At 40.6% G+C, this 13924-nt stretch carries 19 protein-coding genes; 6 read left to right on the forward strand and 13 right to left on the reverse strand.

Features of this window, described 5'->3' with window-relative positions:
- The 13 genes from FTT76_RS10035 to FTT76_RS10095 form a co-directional block, all read right to left on the reverse strand.
- On the reverse strand, positions 1-297 hold the full coding sequence (locus FTT76_RS10035; RefSeq protein ID WP_180115095.1) for a head-tail connector protein: 297 nt from the start codon (positions 295-297) through the stop codon (positions 1-3).
- A gap of 72 nt (positions 298-369) precedes the next feature.
- Entirely contained in the window at positions 370-1878 is a 1509-nt protein-coding gene (locus FTT76_RS10040) for a phage major capsid protein (protein ID WP_180190450.1), read from the reverse strand.
- 78 nt (positions 1879-1956) lie between these two features.
- Entirely contained in the window at positions 1957-2703 is a 747-nt protein-coding gene (locus FTT76_RS10045) for an HK97 family phage prohead protease (RefSeq protein ID WP_257235084.1), read from the reverse strand.
- Positions 2690-3985: a phage portal protein gene (locus tag FTT76_RS10050; protein ID WP_180190451.1), complete on the reverse strand. Its 1296-nt coding sequence runs from the start codon at positions 3983-3985 to the stop codon at positions 2690-2692. Before FTT76_RS10050 ends, FTT76_RS10045 begins: the two co-directional genes overlap by 14 nt.
- Positions 3982-5745 (reverse strand): terminase large subunit, encoded by a 1764-nt coding sequence (locus FTT76_RS10055; RefSeq protein WP_180190452.1) that lies wholly within the window; start codon positions 5743-5745, stop codon positions 3982-3984. Before FTT76_RS10055 ends, FTT76_RS10050 begins: the two co-directional genes overlap by 4 nt.
- Positions 5742-6221 (reverse strand): P27 family phage terminase small subunit, encoded by a 480-nt coding sequence (locus FTT76_RS10060; RefSeq protein WP_180190453.1) that lies wholly within the window; start codon positions 6219-6221, stop codon positions 5742-5744. Before FTT76_RS10060 ends, FTT76_RS10055 begins: the two co-directional genes overlap by 4 nt.
- A gap of 87 nt (positions 6222-6308) precedes the next feature.
- Positions 6309-6914 (reverse strand): HNH endonuclease, encoded by a 606-nt coding sequence (locus FTT76_RS10065; protein WP_075167503.1) that lies wholly within the window; start codon positions 6912-6914, stop codon positions 6309-6311.
- Positions 6889-7080, reverse strand: a complete 192-nt coding sequence (locus tag FTT76_RS10070) for a hypothetical protein (RefSeq protein ID WP_180190454.1) — start codon at positions 7078-7080, stop codon at positions 6889-6891. The genes FTT76_RS10065 and FTT76_RS10070 overlap by 26 nt, the downstream gene beginning before the upstream one ends.
- Positions 7081-7262: 182 nt before the next feature.
- A complete protein-coding gene (locus FTT76_RS10075) occupies positions 7263-7730 on the reverse strand; it encodes a hypothetical protein (RefSeq protein ID WP_180190455.1) in 468 nt (155 codons plus the stop codon).
- A 354-nt stretch (positions 7731-8084) separates the two neighbouring features.
- Positions 8085-9851, reverse strand: coding sequence for a DUF5906 domain-containing protein (locus FTT76_RS10080; RefSeq protein WP_180190456.1), 1767 nt, complete (start codon positions 9849-9851; stop codon positions 8085-8087).
- Positions 9848-10777, reverse strand: coding sequence for a primase-helicase zinc-binding domain-containing protein (locus tag FTT76_RS10085; RefSeq protein WP_180190457.1), 930 nt, complete (start codon positions 10775-10777; stop codon positions 9848-9850). The genes FTT76_RS10080 and FTT76_RS10085 overlap by 4 nt, the downstream gene beginning before the upstream one ends.
- Positions 10777-11262: a phage regulatory CII family protein gene (locus tag FTT76_RS10090; protein WP_180190458.1), complete on the reverse strand. Its 486-nt coding sequence runs from the start codon at positions 11260-11262 to the stop codon at positions 10777-10779. The genes FTT76_RS10085 and FTT76_RS10090 overlap by 1 nt, the downstream gene beginning before the upstream one ends.
- A gap of 46 nt (positions 11263-11308) precedes the next feature.
- Positions 11309-11536, reverse strand: a complete 228-nt coding sequence (locus FTT76_RS10095) for a hypothetical protein (RefSeq protein WP_179997242.1) — start codon at positions 11534-11536, stop codon at positions 11309-11311.
- Between the two features lie 228 nt (positions 11537-11764).
- Here FTT76_RS10095 and FTT76_RS10100 point away from each other — a divergent pair, with 228 nt between their 5' ends.
- From FTT76_RS10100 to FTT76_RS10125, 6 genes are all read left to right on the forward strand, one after another.
- Complete coding sequence (locus FTT76_RS10100) at positions 11765-12484, forward strand: hypothetical protein (RefSeq protein ID WP_180078653.1); 720 nt, start codon at positions 11765-11767, stop codon at positions 12482-12484.
- Between the two features lie 317 nt (positions 12485-12801).
- Positions 12802-13017, forward strand: coding sequence for a hypothetical protein (locus FTT76_RS10105; RefSeq protein ID WP_075167510.1), 216 nt, complete (start codon positions 12802-12804; stop codon positions 13015-13017).
- A complete protein-coding gene (locus tag FTT76_RS10110) occupies positions 13014-13346 on the forward strand; it encodes a hypothetical protein (protein ID WP_180190459.1) in 333 nt (110 codons plus the stop codon). The genes FTT76_RS10105 and FTT76_RS10110 overlap by 4 nt, the downstream gene beginning before the upstream one ends.
- Complete coding sequence (locus FTT76_RS10115; protein WP_180078648.1) at positions 13339-13566, forward strand: hypothetical protein; 228 nt, start codon at positions 13339-13341, stop codon at positions 13564-13566. Before FTT76_RS10110 ends, FTT76_RS10115 begins: the two co-directional genes overlap by 8 nt.
- Positions 13563-13715, forward strand: a complete 153-nt coding sequence (locus tag FTT76_RS10120) for a hypothetical protein (protein ID WP_164836591.1) — start codon at positions 13563-13565, stop codon at positions 13713-13715. The genes FTT76_RS10115 and FTT76_RS10120 overlap by 4 nt, the downstream gene beginning before the upstream one ends.
- Entirely contained in the window at positions 13699-13890 is a 192-nt protein-coding gene (locus tag FTT76_RS10125) for a hypothetical protein (protein ID WP_180031483.1), read from the forward strand. The genes FTT76_RS10120 and FTT76_RS10125 overlap by 17 nt, the downstream gene beginning before the upstream one ends.
- Positions 13891-13924 lie beyond the last annotated feature (34 nt).

Below are 13924 nucleotides of genomic sequence, written 5' to 3' on the forward strand. Positions count from 1 at the left end.
TCACACCCCCATTTTTCGGTATGGCAGCATGTACATTTCAACTGCTTGATTGACGTATAAGTTGACTTCAGTTTGAGCTGCTCGGTTCTCATACATATCAGTGATGATCAACAAGGCAGCAATGGTCAAATCTTCATGTAATTCACCATTGACCGTCACTTCTTCAAGTGGTCGATCTAAGAAATTTTGAATATGTTTTAAAGCTGCTTTGGTGAGTAATCCGATGTAATCATCATCACGGTCATGTAGAACACGTAACTGTTTTTTGACAATGTTGGGGTCAATTAAATCACTCATAAAAATAGCCTTTTTGCGACACGAAAAGAGTTAAAAAAAAGCACCCCGAAGGGTGCTTTTGATGAATCTAAATTAAGGTGCTGGACCTACAACCACAGTGCCAGATGAAGTCAAACCAGCCAAAGTTGTAGTGACTAAAGCCTGATCACCTTCATCAACAGGGTTCGGTGCAAAGCTAAATTGACCTGATTGACCTACGAGCTGAACACCCACAGCCACACCGTCAACAGTTACCGTAACCACACTGCCTTCAGTTGCTGTACCTTCAAGTTTCGCATCTGTATTGGTTGTTACCACTGGTGCATTTGGTGCATTTCCAATTGCAGGCAATTGACCTGCCACACATGCATCAGGCAATACCACTGCGCCTGAACCATCCATTTCAGCAAGAATGGTGACTAAGTTTTTAGTCACGTTATTGCCGTCTTCAGTAGAGACAACGATAGTAACATCTGAGTCTAAATAACCTTCATAAGCCATGCTCAGTGGGCCACACCAGTATTTACCAACTGGCATCGTTGCACTAAAGATAACCGGCACACCCCAAATTACAGGCTGAACTGCTGCACCTGGTGCGCCAAATACGTAATGACCATCAGTGCCTTTAATACGTTCGATGCGTCCCCAATCTTCAGGGTTCAAAATGATACAGTCAGGCTGAATATAAGTTGCAGCCGCTTTGTATTTCGCTTTGTTTAAAACATCGATTGCTGTATCAGAGTGGTGAACATCTACAGTTGTATAGTTCAATGGCTCTAATAAACCGCTAAAGATTTTTTGCTGACCTTGCGCTGGTTTATGACCATTCACAACATAATATTCGAGCTTTAAGCGAACGCCATACGCCAAACGTGTTTCGATATACACAGCAAGCTGTGACATATTTTTAAGCGCTTGCTTAGATACACGTACAAAGTGAGCAATGGTACCTACGCTTAATTGAAGCATACCAAGTTGTAATTCAGATTCAGGCTTATCTTCAGCTTCAGGAATAATACCCGCCAAGAAGTTTGCAGTCGTTTCACGTAAGTAATAAGCCGTTTCAGAATCAGCAGGAATCCAGTTGATCAAATCAATGATATTTAATGGACGATATGCAGCTGTACGACCTGTGATGTCTTTTGCATCAGCGGCATTGCCAACTTTATTTGAAATGCCAGCAAGTGTGATGATGTTACGCGTTTTAATACCTTCAAACGTGACAGAATCAGACACTGATTTTGAACGAGAATACATGATCGAAGCCTGATCCACAGCATCCTTGTTACGAATAAGAATAGCTGCAATATCTTCCTGATCTTCTTGACGCAGATTTTTAGCTTGGTTGACCAGATCATTTTTGATTTGTTCAATATCTGATGCAATGCCTTCAATCTGTTTTGCACGGTTTGCCAAATCCGTAGCTAAATCGTCAGGAACATTTTCCAATGCTTTTTCTTTTTTCTTAATCAGTGCATCTAATTCACTGATTTGAGTACGCAACTGGAGAGATAACTCATCCAAATTTGCAGGCTGACCACCTTGAGCATTACGCATTTGAATAGCACCGGCAGCTGCACCATGGTTTAACTTCGCGTTCATAACTTTTCCTTTTTGCAAAAAGAAAACCGCCCATATAGGCGGCTCATATTTAAAAATTAAATGGTTTAAAATTTTGGTTTAAGCAAGATCACTCACCCATGACAACGGGCTTTCGACTTTCTTTTGTGGTTCAACTGGTTTTGTAAACGTTTGGATTCGATTGATTAAATCGCCAATTGCGTCATCACCAAAACCACGCCCTTTGAGTAATGCTTTCATATCATCCATGGACTGCACTCGACTCAATTCAGCATCAGTCGTTCGGGCATCACGATCCGAAGGCTCATCACATGCCGAAATCTCGTAAATATCACCACGATGAATTCGAATGTAGTTTTCGCCTACAACCTCTTCAATATCCATTGGATTTGGTTCATAGAATGAAATCGAGAAGCCATCGATGGTACCGTGTTCAAGCATGGCGCGAACTTGATCAGCAAGCCAAAGCCCTGGTGTCAGTTCACCAATCACTTTCAGACCAATTTCGTCCTCTTCAATGCTGATCCACTTACCGATACGTAATGCCATGGCTGGATTGGTATAGCGATAATTCCACCATCCATGGTTGTAATACATGTGAACGACTTTAACGCCCGCTTTCACTGCATTCACTAAGTCAGCAAATGCACCTTTCACCCATTGTTCACGATGTGAATTGATACTAGCCCACTTAACGGCATAACCTTCAAAGCGAAAAGTAGTACTGCCCTCTTCAGCAGGAACAATACGCATTTCCTGTGGTGCCAATTGTAAAAAACGACATTTCACATCTGGCAGATCCACACGCGGTTTTTCACGCATTTTTAAACGATTACTTTGTTTCATTAACATTCCCCTGTGGCGTTTGAATCAGCCGATCCAACGGCACAAGATTCGCTGCAACCAACAACTGATCACCATTTTCTTTAACTGGGTCGCCTTCCTCACGACGAATTTCGTTGATCGTAGACTGCCCATTGATAATTCGTTTTGAGTTGATCTCAACACGGTCTTTAATTGAAGCTCTCAGCAAGTCTTTGATCTTGAATTCGAATTCGTATTTATCCCAATCGATACGTTCAATCAGGTTTAAACGAATCGATTCTTCAATACGTTCAAAATAATGGCGCAGACCGAAACGATAGAAAGCATCCACCAACTCAGTGATACCGCTACCCCATGTCGTCGATCCATTCGTATCATTCACTAGGACACTAGGGACACCATAGAAACGACAAATTTCTTCAACTGTGAATCGACGGTTTTCAAGAAGTTCAATATCTTCAGGTGTCAAAGACATTTTATTGAATGTCAAACCACCCTCTAAGACTGGTAAAAAGAATTCATCTCCATAAATCATGTCGGTGAACTCTTCACGAAGACCATCTCGTTGTTCTTTTTTCAGTCTGACTTTTGGATCAGTGCTCAAATAACCATGTGGTTTTGCACCGTTTTCCATGATCTTGCCAACTTTGTCATCTGTCGCAAGGCCAATCCCAATTGTTCGTGCTCCATACGCCAAAGGCGACATCCCCACAAGGCCATTGCCAAATAATTTGATGTGCCAAATTTCTTTGGTTGTCAGTACTTCCTTTTTACCGTTGAAATAGGAAACGTGATATTCAACTTTGCCTCTGTCATTCAACTTTGGGGTCACAACCCCATTGTTTATGACCTCAAGCTGAATTAATTCCTTGTGCCAATAATATTTTCGAACATAAGCATTTCCATTGATCAAATTCAGCATCAAGGTTTCTTTAAACTCGATACATGTTTGATGATCGTTTGGCTTATTTCGCAAAAGCTTGATCAGCTCATGGTCAAATACTTGTGTTCGGTTACGGCTTTTATCGAAAGTAAACATTTCAATGGGCAAACTTGCCACCGTTTCAGCCAAAATCTTATGGCAAGCAAATACAGCACTGAGTGTCATTGCCCGATCAAATGTTGCAGTTCGAGCAATATTGCTTTGACTACGTGGTGAATCGAAAATCACACCGCGCTTAAATCCATCTGGTCCAGCACTTCGATTCCCGACTTCACGTTCTTTAAAAACAGCAGATTGAATTCTGTCTTTTTCAAGACAGAAATTCAGCCGATGTTTTGCTACTTTTGCACTTGTCTTCATCGTCGTACCGCCACAAAATTATTCAAATAATCATCAACATCCCAATCGGCATCACCTTCACCTGGTACCAAGTCAAAAACGTCCAACTTATCCCAAAGCATTGCCCGTGTGCCACCGATAATCGCTGCCACACCTGCGTCAATTTTTCGTGCTTTATCAGGCTTACGTGGGAAAATGTTGCTGTTGTTATCTTCTTTGACTTCAATGTTGCAAATACACCAATGCAGCACGGGATTGCCATCATGATGAAGCCGTCCATCACGGATCAACTCTTCCATCCAACGCATGCCGATACTCAAGGGATTGACCTTTTGAGGAACTTCAATTGCTTCTAAACCATCGGCAATCAAATCCTGCCCGAATTGCGCTGCATTCCATGGGTCAAAACCAATTTCATACATATTGGCTTGCAAATGACTTTCGATCACATCTTTATAAATCTGTGAAAAGTCAGTGACGTTCCCTGGCGTTTCAATCAGATGACCGCTTTCGACCCAATCCAAATATTCATCTGGACGTTTCTGACCGTCCATTGCACGTCTTTGATTTACCACGTTGGAGTTGATGTACTGATGCGCAAAAATATACCAATGCACACGCCCATCAATCAGTTTAGGGAACCATTTCACATAACCTGCCAAGTCCATTTTGCTTGCCAAGTCTAAGCCACCAAAAGAAATACATCCTTTAAAATCATCTTCAGTGACGCTCGGATCTGCAATCAACTCCCATTCACTCGAAGCAATCCAACTGTCTGCCCCTTGCACCCATTCATTCAAACTTTTCTGTCTAAATCGGCTTTCTTCAGCAGCGGTTTTGATCTTCTTGTATTTGCCTTGCAAGTAATTTGTGTCAAACGCTACGCCCATACTCGGATTCGCTTTTGGCCAAACATCAGGATTGCGCCAATCATCACCCTTATCGATGGTAAAAATGATGCCGAAATAACGCTCTAAATTATCTTTACCATACAAAATATCGACAACTTTGCAGCGCTCACGCCAACAGACCCCGATTTTATTACTGCCTGCTGTGGTAATACCCAAAACTAAAGGCTCACGACGAGCAATGACACCATCTGCCATGATGTCGTAAGTTTCAGAATCTTTATGCGCATGAATTTCGTCAAGAATGGCACAATGGACGTTTTTACCGTCCTTACTGCCTTCTTTGTCTGTCGCAATCGGACGGAAAATACTGTTGTCGTTGCCAGTGGTCGAACGGATCTCATACTGAGTCGTTTCAATACCAAATGTTGCTCTTAATTCAGCATTCAGCAGTACCATCTGTTTGGCATCCTGCCACACAATTTTTGCTTGGTCATAATTGGCAGCTGCTGCATAAACTTCAGCACCCGCTTCACCATCACCGCATAACATGTACAAACCAATGGCAGCAGCAAGGGTAGATTTGCCGTTTTTCTTAGAAATTTCGACATAAGCATCAGTAAAACGTCTGATACCATCCTCATCTTCCCAGCCGAAAATGTTACCAACAACGAACACTTGCCAAGGATCTAAGATGAAATGCTTACGCGCTAAGGCACCTTTCCAGTGATGCAAATTTTCAATGAATGAGCACACATGATTCATGCGTTCTTCATTGAATGAATATGGAAAATCGTGGTCGTTTTCTTGGCGTTTTAAATCATTTAGAAAACGTTTTACTGCTAATTTTTCAAACTTTCCTGCAATTCGTACACCTGTTTGCACGTCTTTGCAGTACTGGTGCATGATTTCTAAATAATTTCTTTCGCTCATGATCGTCTACGCACTGTAAATGCACTCTCTGTTTTCACTGGTTCAGGCGTTTCAAACCCAAGACCCAATTGCTGACTCTTATCCGTCTGAGCACCACGCATACCACTTCGAGAAGCTGGAGTCAGACCAAATTCTTTGGACAGTCGCAAAATGTCATCATGCAGTCGGTTCCGTAATGTGAACCACACTGATTGGACCTTAAATTTATTCGGAGTCGTGTCAACGTAATCATCGACACTCTGTAACTTGGCCAAAACAGCCTCATAGTCAGAAATATTTCGGCACAGCAATGTAAACGCTGCCCCATCCACTTCACTCAGCAAACCAACTTCAACAAGTTTTGGTCCTAAATCTTCCCAGACTGCATTTGCAACTTTGGTCAAGCCTGCAGGCTTAGGCGGGATTTTCGCTTTTACTGCTACTTTCGGTTGCAGTAGTTCAGATCCAGCTTGGAATGTGAAATCTTTATCAGTCATAAATCACCTCTGATACCCCCCTCCCTTTTGATTTTTTCTCACGGAGAGAAAATTTCATGGGGGGGCGGTCTTTAGCGGGAGGTCGGTTTAGACTTTTGACCCCATATCCCCTTGAATATTTTTAAAATGTGAAAAATGCAGTTGCTGTATCTTCATGCCGTTGGATACTTCGAGAATTTTTTCATTGAGCACATCGAGCACTTCCCATTGATCCTGATCAGTACAACCAAGTCGGCTGAGGATCACATCATTTGCAATGGTCACTGTGTCACCAACTTTGAAAGGATTCATTCGATCAGGATCTATCACAGGCTTATTCACTACTGGCATCCAAGCACCGCGATCTTCTGATGCAGTCTTGATGTTATGGTGTGTTTCACATAACGGTTGCCAGTTTGATTTGTTCCAGAACAGATCCTTATCACCCTTGTGTGGAATGATGTGATCGACCACCGTTGCTGGCATCACATAACCTTTGCGACGACACTCAACACACAGCGGATGTTCCAACAAAAATTGGTCACGATGTTTTTTCCACTCGGCATCATAGCCACGTTGATGTGCAGTCCCGCGATCACGATCACGTTGCTTCACTCTGCTCTGATGTTTGTCGCAATATCCTTTGTTCGATGCAAAGTCTTTACAGCCCGATGATAGACATGGACGCTTAGCTTTCTGTGGTGCTTTGTTCATGTTTCACCGGAGTAACTTTGATGGAACGTTTAATAATTAATTCACGCAGTTTCTGTGTTGCTTTCAGTTGAATGATCTTGTCCACTGCATGAAGCGCTGTGAGCATTACCATTCGACGTTTAGGCATCTGCACTGAGATGCGAACGATCATCTGATTGTTTGCCATGCGGTCATCCTTAAAAAAAGACTGTATGCCCTGCCCCGCGCCTGACATACAGCCATAAAAAAAGAGCCTCTGGGGAGAGACTCTTAAGAACTTACAGCGCTTTAAATACAGTTTTGCATTGTGGAGAAATGTAGTTTATTTCTGGCTCACCTGTCAATACATAAAATCAACTTTTAGGTGATTTAATATATTTCATTATCCATCAGTTTATTTATTTGTCTCTTAACCTTTTGCATTGCATCCTTCAAATCAACCGCTATATCTTTTCGATAATCATCAATCAAACTGCCAACCACTCGTTGGATCTTCATTCGAGACAATCCAGCAAGAACAGCACGGTTTCTTTCAGATGGCTTGTATGTTGCTGGACATGCGAACAGTTCAATCAATGCAACACGCAATGCAGTGGCATGATCAATATGATTTTGATAGCAGTATTCAGCCTCAAGTACCTGAGCCTGTTCAGTAATCACTTCAATCGTATTGTCACCGAAGGCATACATACGGATCAACTTCGCTTGTTTTGACGATAAACGTGCATAACTGATCGCCAGTAATACATCTTCACGGGTCAATGCACCAAAATTACCGCCACCGATTGCATCGAAATTTGTTGTTTTTGGATTTAACAAACGCAAATATTTTTCCATGATCACTATCCTTGTTGATTTTTTAAGCTAGTGTTACGGGTAAAGTCTATTTTGTTACGGCATAACTTTGATTTGTTACATGTAAAAAAATTAAAAATATAATAAAAACAAAGGTTGTTACGGGTGTTACGGGTGTTACGGGCTGTTTCCTCGCACGTAAGAAAAATATTCTTATCTTTAGAAATAAGAATTAGCAGATTGAATAATTTTTTTTTCACGCGTGCGCGCGCGCATAAGCACGTAACAGGTGTAACAAGGTCGCTGAAAGTTAGATGGTGTAAGGCTTTGACAGTGTTACGGGGTGTTGATTTAACCCGTAACAGACCCGTAACACCCGTAACAATTATTGATATTTTATATTGTGTTAGGGACATCATGATCTCCTTTTAACTTAGCACGGAATTCTTTCACTTGTCCACTCAGCCAATCTGCTCTTTTTACGCCTTCAGGTGGATTAGCAGTAAAGACCATGCGCCTTTGCACCTCTTTGCGTCTTTCCTGATAACCAGCTCCAGTGACAACATCCTCATAGATCCGTCCATGCCCTTTGGCCACGACACGCTCAGATGCAATCAAGTTTAAGAACTTGTTAGATGGAATCGCTTTTTCTCCATTCTTATGGCACCACTGACGATAAGCCATATACAAATCATCTGAGAGACAACAAACAAATGGATGCTCTAATAATCCTACACGCCAATCATCTAAGAATAATTTCCAGCCTGGTAAACCGAACTGAATGATTTTCTGTTTGGCCTTGGTCATTGGTGGCTCAGTGTATGGGGTGAAGTCGGCCAGATCCATCGACAACAAGTAGGTATAGAAAGCACTGATTGCTTTACTGTCAGGTTCAAGACAGTTTTCAATCAATCCTTTTAGGTCATCACCTAATTTTTGATTTGGTTCGAGTACCAAGAATCGACGGTCACGTTCTTCAATAGCCAATGGCTGTACTTCATTGGATAAGAACACACAGTTGATGTGGTTATTCTGCGAATAGCCTGACATAAACTTTTTCTCGATACGGATCTTTTCACCCGTGATCATGTGTTTGATCAGACCCATCATGCCGAACTTGGACTTATTGTTAAATATTTCTTCAAATAAGCAGTACAACTTACGCTCAGCCCAATCTGTATAAATGGATTCAAGACCATTTTGACCCAATGTGACAGAGTACTTTTCACCATAAATCCGTGTCATGATCTTTTCAAAGAATAGGGATTTACCCGAACCTTGCACGGCACTGCACAGCAAAACAGATGTATTCATTTTTGCACCTGGATGTTGCAGAGGATAAGCGAGCCATTTCATCAGCCATTCATAAGCAGCCGTTTCACGACCACATAAAAATTTGACCAAGTTAATAATTGGTATGCACAGCTCCAACGCATCGGAAGTTTGAACAATCTGATTTTTATCATCCAGCATCGGTGAAATGTCCATGCCGTCATAGGTATTGATCTGACCTTCACTGATATGCATGCTTGGGACAAAGACCAAATCTTCATGCCAAATCATGCGTTTTTCTCTAGACTTTGCCCATACATCATAAGCACCTGCCCAGTTTTCTTTCATAACATCCGTGCCGACAAGCTCACGACGAAATGTATCCCAACATGCTTTTTTACCTTCAAGCATAATGAACCTTTCGATCATCTCTTTTGCTTTGAGATGACCTTCATCCGTTGCACGTCCAGCTGCATCATCTGATGAAATGGTTTTACGTTTTGGATGTGAATTCCACTGATCAAAGACTTTCTTGCCACCTAACATGGTCTGAAATGCGGTTTTTTTCCAAATCTTTTTGCCGTAATCATCCCAAACGTTGGTTTCACCTTCGATTAAGCAGAAACGGGCAATCCATTTTTCCATTTGATTTTCAGGTGAAGGCACAGATTGAGCAGTATTTTCCTGCGAAATACCCGCGCCCCCACTTTGTTCAACAACATCGATTTGTTCAAAATCGGGATCTTGCCCCAAAAAATTGTTGGTTGCATTACTTGGGGGTGCGGGGGAAATCTGAATAGAAGAAATAGCTGAACGGATCTGCTTTCCGACTTCGTCGAGTCCGCAATTGACATGCAGATCGTTGAAGTCTGTATAGACCTTAGAATTCATGCAACTGACTCCTTAATTTTGGTGAAATCAGGCAGTACAATGATGCCACCTGTTATGGCTTGTGCTTCTTGGGCGTACTTCAAGCCTGTATCTTGTTTAGCTGAATCATCATCAGCACAGTAGACAAACACAGCATTCGGATATTTTTGGCGCAATACTGCACCCACTTTTGGTAAATTATTTGCAACGAATGAAAGCGCGACTGGATGACCTGTTGCCATGTGAATAGACATACCTGTTGCATAACCTTCAGCGATGCAGATGATGTGAGCGTCATACAAATCAGGCTGTACTTCACCGATCATGAAGAAGCACCCACCAGTACGACCTCCAGCATCAGTGATAAAAAACTTTTGGCCATCTGGTGTGATTGTTTGCACATTCCACATTTTGCCGTGCTCATCGTATGCAGGGATCAGTAAGTTACCGTCATGCGTAATCTTGATTTTAGGTTCCTTGTCTATTTGCTTATTTTTCAAATAAAGACTGAAATCACCCAAATAAGCATTGCGGAAAATGCTTTCTGCTTTACGTGCAATGTTCTCCTGAAGCTTGCGCTCAAGTTCACGCTGTTCTTTATCACGTAACTCTTTTTCTTTACGCCATTTTTCACGGTCTGCATCTGTGATATTTGACGTTGCATCAAGTCCGACAATGGCTGCAACTTCTGCAATCGTGTCTGGAAACGATAAATGTGTGCATTTTTGGATAAGACTGAAGCCGTCACCAGCGCCACAGTGCTGGCATATATAATCACCATTGCCATTTTTATCGTCATAACGAAAACGATCACGACCACCACATGCCGGACATGGTGTTTTTTTCTTAAATCGCACATCGATATTGAATCTTGGAAAAATCGTATCGGCCCAAAGACCTTGCGCTTTGGCTTTAACGTCATCCAATTGGAATCTAGGCTTTACCATTACGCCACCTGCTCACGCTGTTTTTTGACCATCGCAAGCAAAGATGTCGCCACTCGAACAAGATCCAGTACTTCCTGGTAAATCTCGTTTTCTTCAACCTTAGTGATCCGACCGTCTGCTACTGCATTCGCTATCGACTGAGCTAATGCACCCTGCTCTTTTGCTAGTTCACCAACTCGACTTAAATAACTCACCTGATCGAAATTTTCTGAAACTTTTGGAAATTCAAACCAGCCCGCATTGCCATGAATGGCACATATACTATCCATAATCCCTGGATCACGAGTTTCAGCAAGTACTGCTTCAAGATGATAAATATTGGCCTTATGGGTAGTGGTAGTAGGACATAGGGAATTTCTAAAAGTGGTTAGATTCCAACAATTCTTTTCAGCAATATACGACATCAATGATTGATCACCATCTGCATAAACTGCTGCACGTAATGCCAAAGAGAGTGGCAAAACCTTATCTTTCTTATTAATCATGATTTTAGCCTCATTAAATAATCATATTTACTCATGATGAAATCACCTACGCTTTACTTAAGTCATATAACCAAGAGACGAATTCATGCTTAGAAAAATCACCACTAGAAGCAAAAACCAAAGCATCAATCATTTCAGGACGAGGTATTTTTTTCTTGTAAATCAAATGTCTTTTGATGTAATTCGGTGTAGTTCCAGAGTCTTGAGAAAACTTGACCAAGCGCTCATCAGACATTTGCAAGATATATTCATTAAAATTGAAATCAACTTTCATACTACTAAATCACCTTAAAGGTTATTTATTTTGTTGCATTATTGATTTTTTAATTATTGAAAGTCAACACCTAATAGGTGATTTAAATATTTTATGAGTGATTTTTTTTCATGTGATTATGCTTGATAATCACCGCATAGCAATAAGTAAAAGTCTTCAGGAGCCTGATGGCCCTGAATTAAAGGCGGAGGAACATCAACCTCAATATTTGGTGTATAGGTATTTGAAATGCAAATGACTGTTTACGAGACTCGCAAAAACAACCTGCTCAACATGTTGGAATTCTATGAAAACAGAAGAGCTTTTTGTGAAAAATTAGGTGTTGAATACAATCACTTAAATCAATATTTAGGCAAAAATAGTAAAAAAAATATTGGTGATAAATTTGCCGAAAAAGTGACAGAAGCACATGGCTTACCACTAGGTTGGCTAGATCACCCCCAAGATATTCTTACCATTAAAAACATTGTTCAATCTAACCACGCGACAGATCATGTCGTATCAGATAAAAAAATTAGAAATAAATCAACTAATCACCCTAGTATTGATCAAAACGATGTGCTTAGAATAGTGCCACTTAAAAACATTTTAAAAATGTCCAAAGGTGAAGAGTTGGCAGTCAGCGATAATATTGAAGAAGTAAAGAACATTAATCTTCCAGCGGGTATCAATAATCCAATAGCGTACTTGATTCGTGGTACAGGATTTTCAAAACCATATCGAAATGGTTATGCAATTGTGTGTGAGTTTGCAGGTATACCGATACCTGGTGAGGAAGTCCTAATATTTTGTAAAGATGGCTCAATTTACGCTGGTGAATTCCAACGTGAAGAAGATATATTGATAAGCATTGATTCAGTTGATGGTTCTAATGATCGTATCCTTAAAGATAAGATTGCACGAATTTCTCCAGTGAAAATGTTTATTTCTCCGAGCCAAATTAAGTAGCTTAAATATGATTAAAAGGTGGCAAATGCCACCTTTTTTTTATTCCTAAAATTTACTTTTAAGTAATTTTATTAAAAAAAATATTCTTTCGTACAATAAATCAATGCAATAAAATCACCTAAAATTAAATTTAATCACCCAATAGGTATTGACAAGGTTGATTTTATAAATCAATAATTCACCTATCGAATAACCTATAAGGTGATTTATTTAATGAAAAAATCAACTTTTGACACAATCATCATCAAACGCCTTCAAGCTGAAGATTTCGCTCAGCCAGCAAAGATCAGTCTTTTTGCTCGAATCTGGAGAAAGTTATGTGTCGTGAAAACAGCATGAAGCAGATTAACGCAGCTATCGAAAATTTACTTAATGCACTTTCAAGCGCTGCATTACTGGATGCCCAATCTCAAGCCCTTGCGTTCATTCAAGCAGCTTTTGAAGCTGAAGAACTGAATCAAATCGAAAAACAGACTTTGGAAAAAAAAGTCCGTCGTATTTACCGAAATCAGCTTATTGAGGAATCAGCATGAATAATCAAATTCCCGCGCTAAAGCAAAAAATCAATGCTGCAGTTAAAGCATTGATGAAAGACGCATTTGATGCAAATAGCGATGACTTTCATGTCTTTGTTGATTTTTCAGGGCATGTCAATCTTGTTGAAGTTCGCGTTTTTTTAGGCGGATGCACTGAAGATAAGGATGCTGTGTATCTATGCTGCAGCTATACACAACCACTGCCATCTCAGCTAAGAGATATTGAAGCTTGGAAAAAATCTCTATCTGAATTGATTGATGCGCGAAAAAAACTAAAGCAGCTCAAAGAAGAGCAATCAAAAAAATTGTGGAGTGATCATGCCTAAACATCCGTGTGCAGATAAATGCCCTAATTTTATTGATGAACAGTGCTGCCATTGCCTAATTGCTGAAGTTGAGCAACCTGAACCTGAAGGCTGTGAACATCATCCATCAAAATGCTGCGAATGCATGCTTAAAGAAATTGATGAAGAGTATTTGAGCTATTTGTCTGATGAAGAAAAACATTTAAATGCAGCACTAAAAGCTGTGGAGTATGTGTCATGAACGAATATGCACCGTTTTACATTATTGCTTTTATGTTCGTTTTCTCTGTTTTTATTGTCTTAAAAGCGTATGAACATCAACTCAAACTCAAGCGAAAACAAGCTGCATTGAAGCAGCTGCTGGAGAACGACGATGCTGCAATTCACTGATTTAAACCACACACAGCACATTATCAATATCAGCAATGTGAACAACGTGGTGATCCGTAATAACAATGGTGCGCATGTGATTACTTTTCACATGCCTGGTCAGCATGTGGTCCCTGCAACCGTTGATGTAAAAACGGCTGAACGTATCTTCAAGGAACTAGGGGAATTGAAGTGAAAGGTAAATTTGCTCCAGTTATCAACACGTACAC

Source organism: Acinetobacter sp. YH01009 (assembly GCF_013420765.1).
GTDB classification, from domain to species: domain Bacteria; phylum Pseudomonadota; class Gammaproteobacteria; order Pseudomonadales; family Moraxellaceae; genus Acinetobacter; species Acinetobacter amyesii.

Coding starts and splice junctions, on each gene's coding strand:
- FTT76_RS10125 (WP_180031483.1), top strand. CDS start 13,699: ATGCTGCAATTCACTGATTTAAACCACACACAGCACATTATCAATATC.
- FTT76_RS10040 (WP_180190450.1), bottom strand. CDS start 1,878: ATGAACGCGAAGTTAAACCATGGTGCAGCTGCCGGTGCTATTCAAATG.
- FTT76_RS10070 (WP_180190454.1), bottom strand. CDS start 7,080: ATGGCAAACAATCAGATGATCGTTCGCATCTCAGTGCAGATGCCTAAA.
- FTT76_RS10110 (WP_180190459.1), top strand. CDS start 13,014: ATGAATAATCAAATTCCCGCGCTAAAGCAAAAAATCAATGCTGCAGTT.
- FTT76_RS10115 (WP_180078648.1), top strand. CDS start 13,339: ATGCCTAAACATCCGTGTGCAGATAAATGCCCTAATTTTATTGATGAA.
- FTT76_RS10050 (WP_180190451.1), bottom strand. CDS start 3,985: ATGAAGACAAGTGCAAAAGTAGCAAAACATCGGCTGAATTTCTGTCTT.
- FTT76_RS10100 (WP_180078653.1), top strand. CDS start 11,765: ATGCAAATGACTGTTTACGAGACTCGCAAAAACAACCTGCTCAACATG.
- FTT76_RS10075 (WP_180190455.1), bottom strand. CDS start 7,730: ATGGAAAAATATTTGCGTTTGTTAAATCCAAAAACAACAAATTTCGAT.
- FTT76_RS10095 (WP_179997242.1), bottom strand. CDS start 11,536: ATGAAAGTTGATTTCAATTTTAATGAATATATCTTGCAAATGTCTGAT.
- FTT76_RS10090 (WP_180190458.1), bottom strand. CDS start 11,262: ATGATTAATAAGAAAGATAAGGTTTTGCCACTCTCTTTGGCATTACGT.
- FTT76_RS10035 (WP_180115095.1), bottom strand. CDS start 297: ATGAGTGATTTAATTGACCCCAACATTGTCAAAAAACAGTTACGTGTT.
- FTT76_RS10045 (WP_257235084.1), bottom strand. CDS start 2,703: ATGAAACAAAGTAATCGTTTAAAAATGCGTGAAAAACCGCGTGTGGAT.
- FTT76_RS10080 (WP_180190456.1), bottom strand. CDS start 9,851: ATGAATTCTAAGGTCTATACAGACTTCAACGATCTGCATGTCAATTGC.
- FTT76_RS10065 (WP_075167503.1), bottom strand. CDS start 6,914: ATGAACAAAGCACCACAGAAAGCTAAGCGTCCATGTCTATCATCGGGC.
- FTT76_RS10120 (WP_164836591.1), top strand. CDS start 13,563: ATGAACGAATATGCACCGTTTTACATTATTGCTTTTATGTTCGTTTTC.
- FTT76_RS10105 (WP_075167510.1), top strand. CDS start 12,802: ATGTGTCGTGAAAACAGCATGAAGCAGATTAACGCAGCTATCGAAAAT.
- FTT76_RS10085 (WP_180190457.1), bottom strand. CDS start 10,777: ATGGTAAAGCCTAGATTCCAATTGGATGACGTTAAAGCCAAAGCGCAA.
- FTT76_RS10055 (WP_180190452.1), bottom strand. CDS start 5,745: ATGAGCGAAAGAAATTATTTAGAAATCATGCACCAGTACTGCAAAGAC.
- FTT76_RS10060 (WP_180190453.1), bottom strand. CDS start 6,221: ATGACTGATAAAGATTTCACATTCCAAGCTGGATCTGAACTACTGCAA.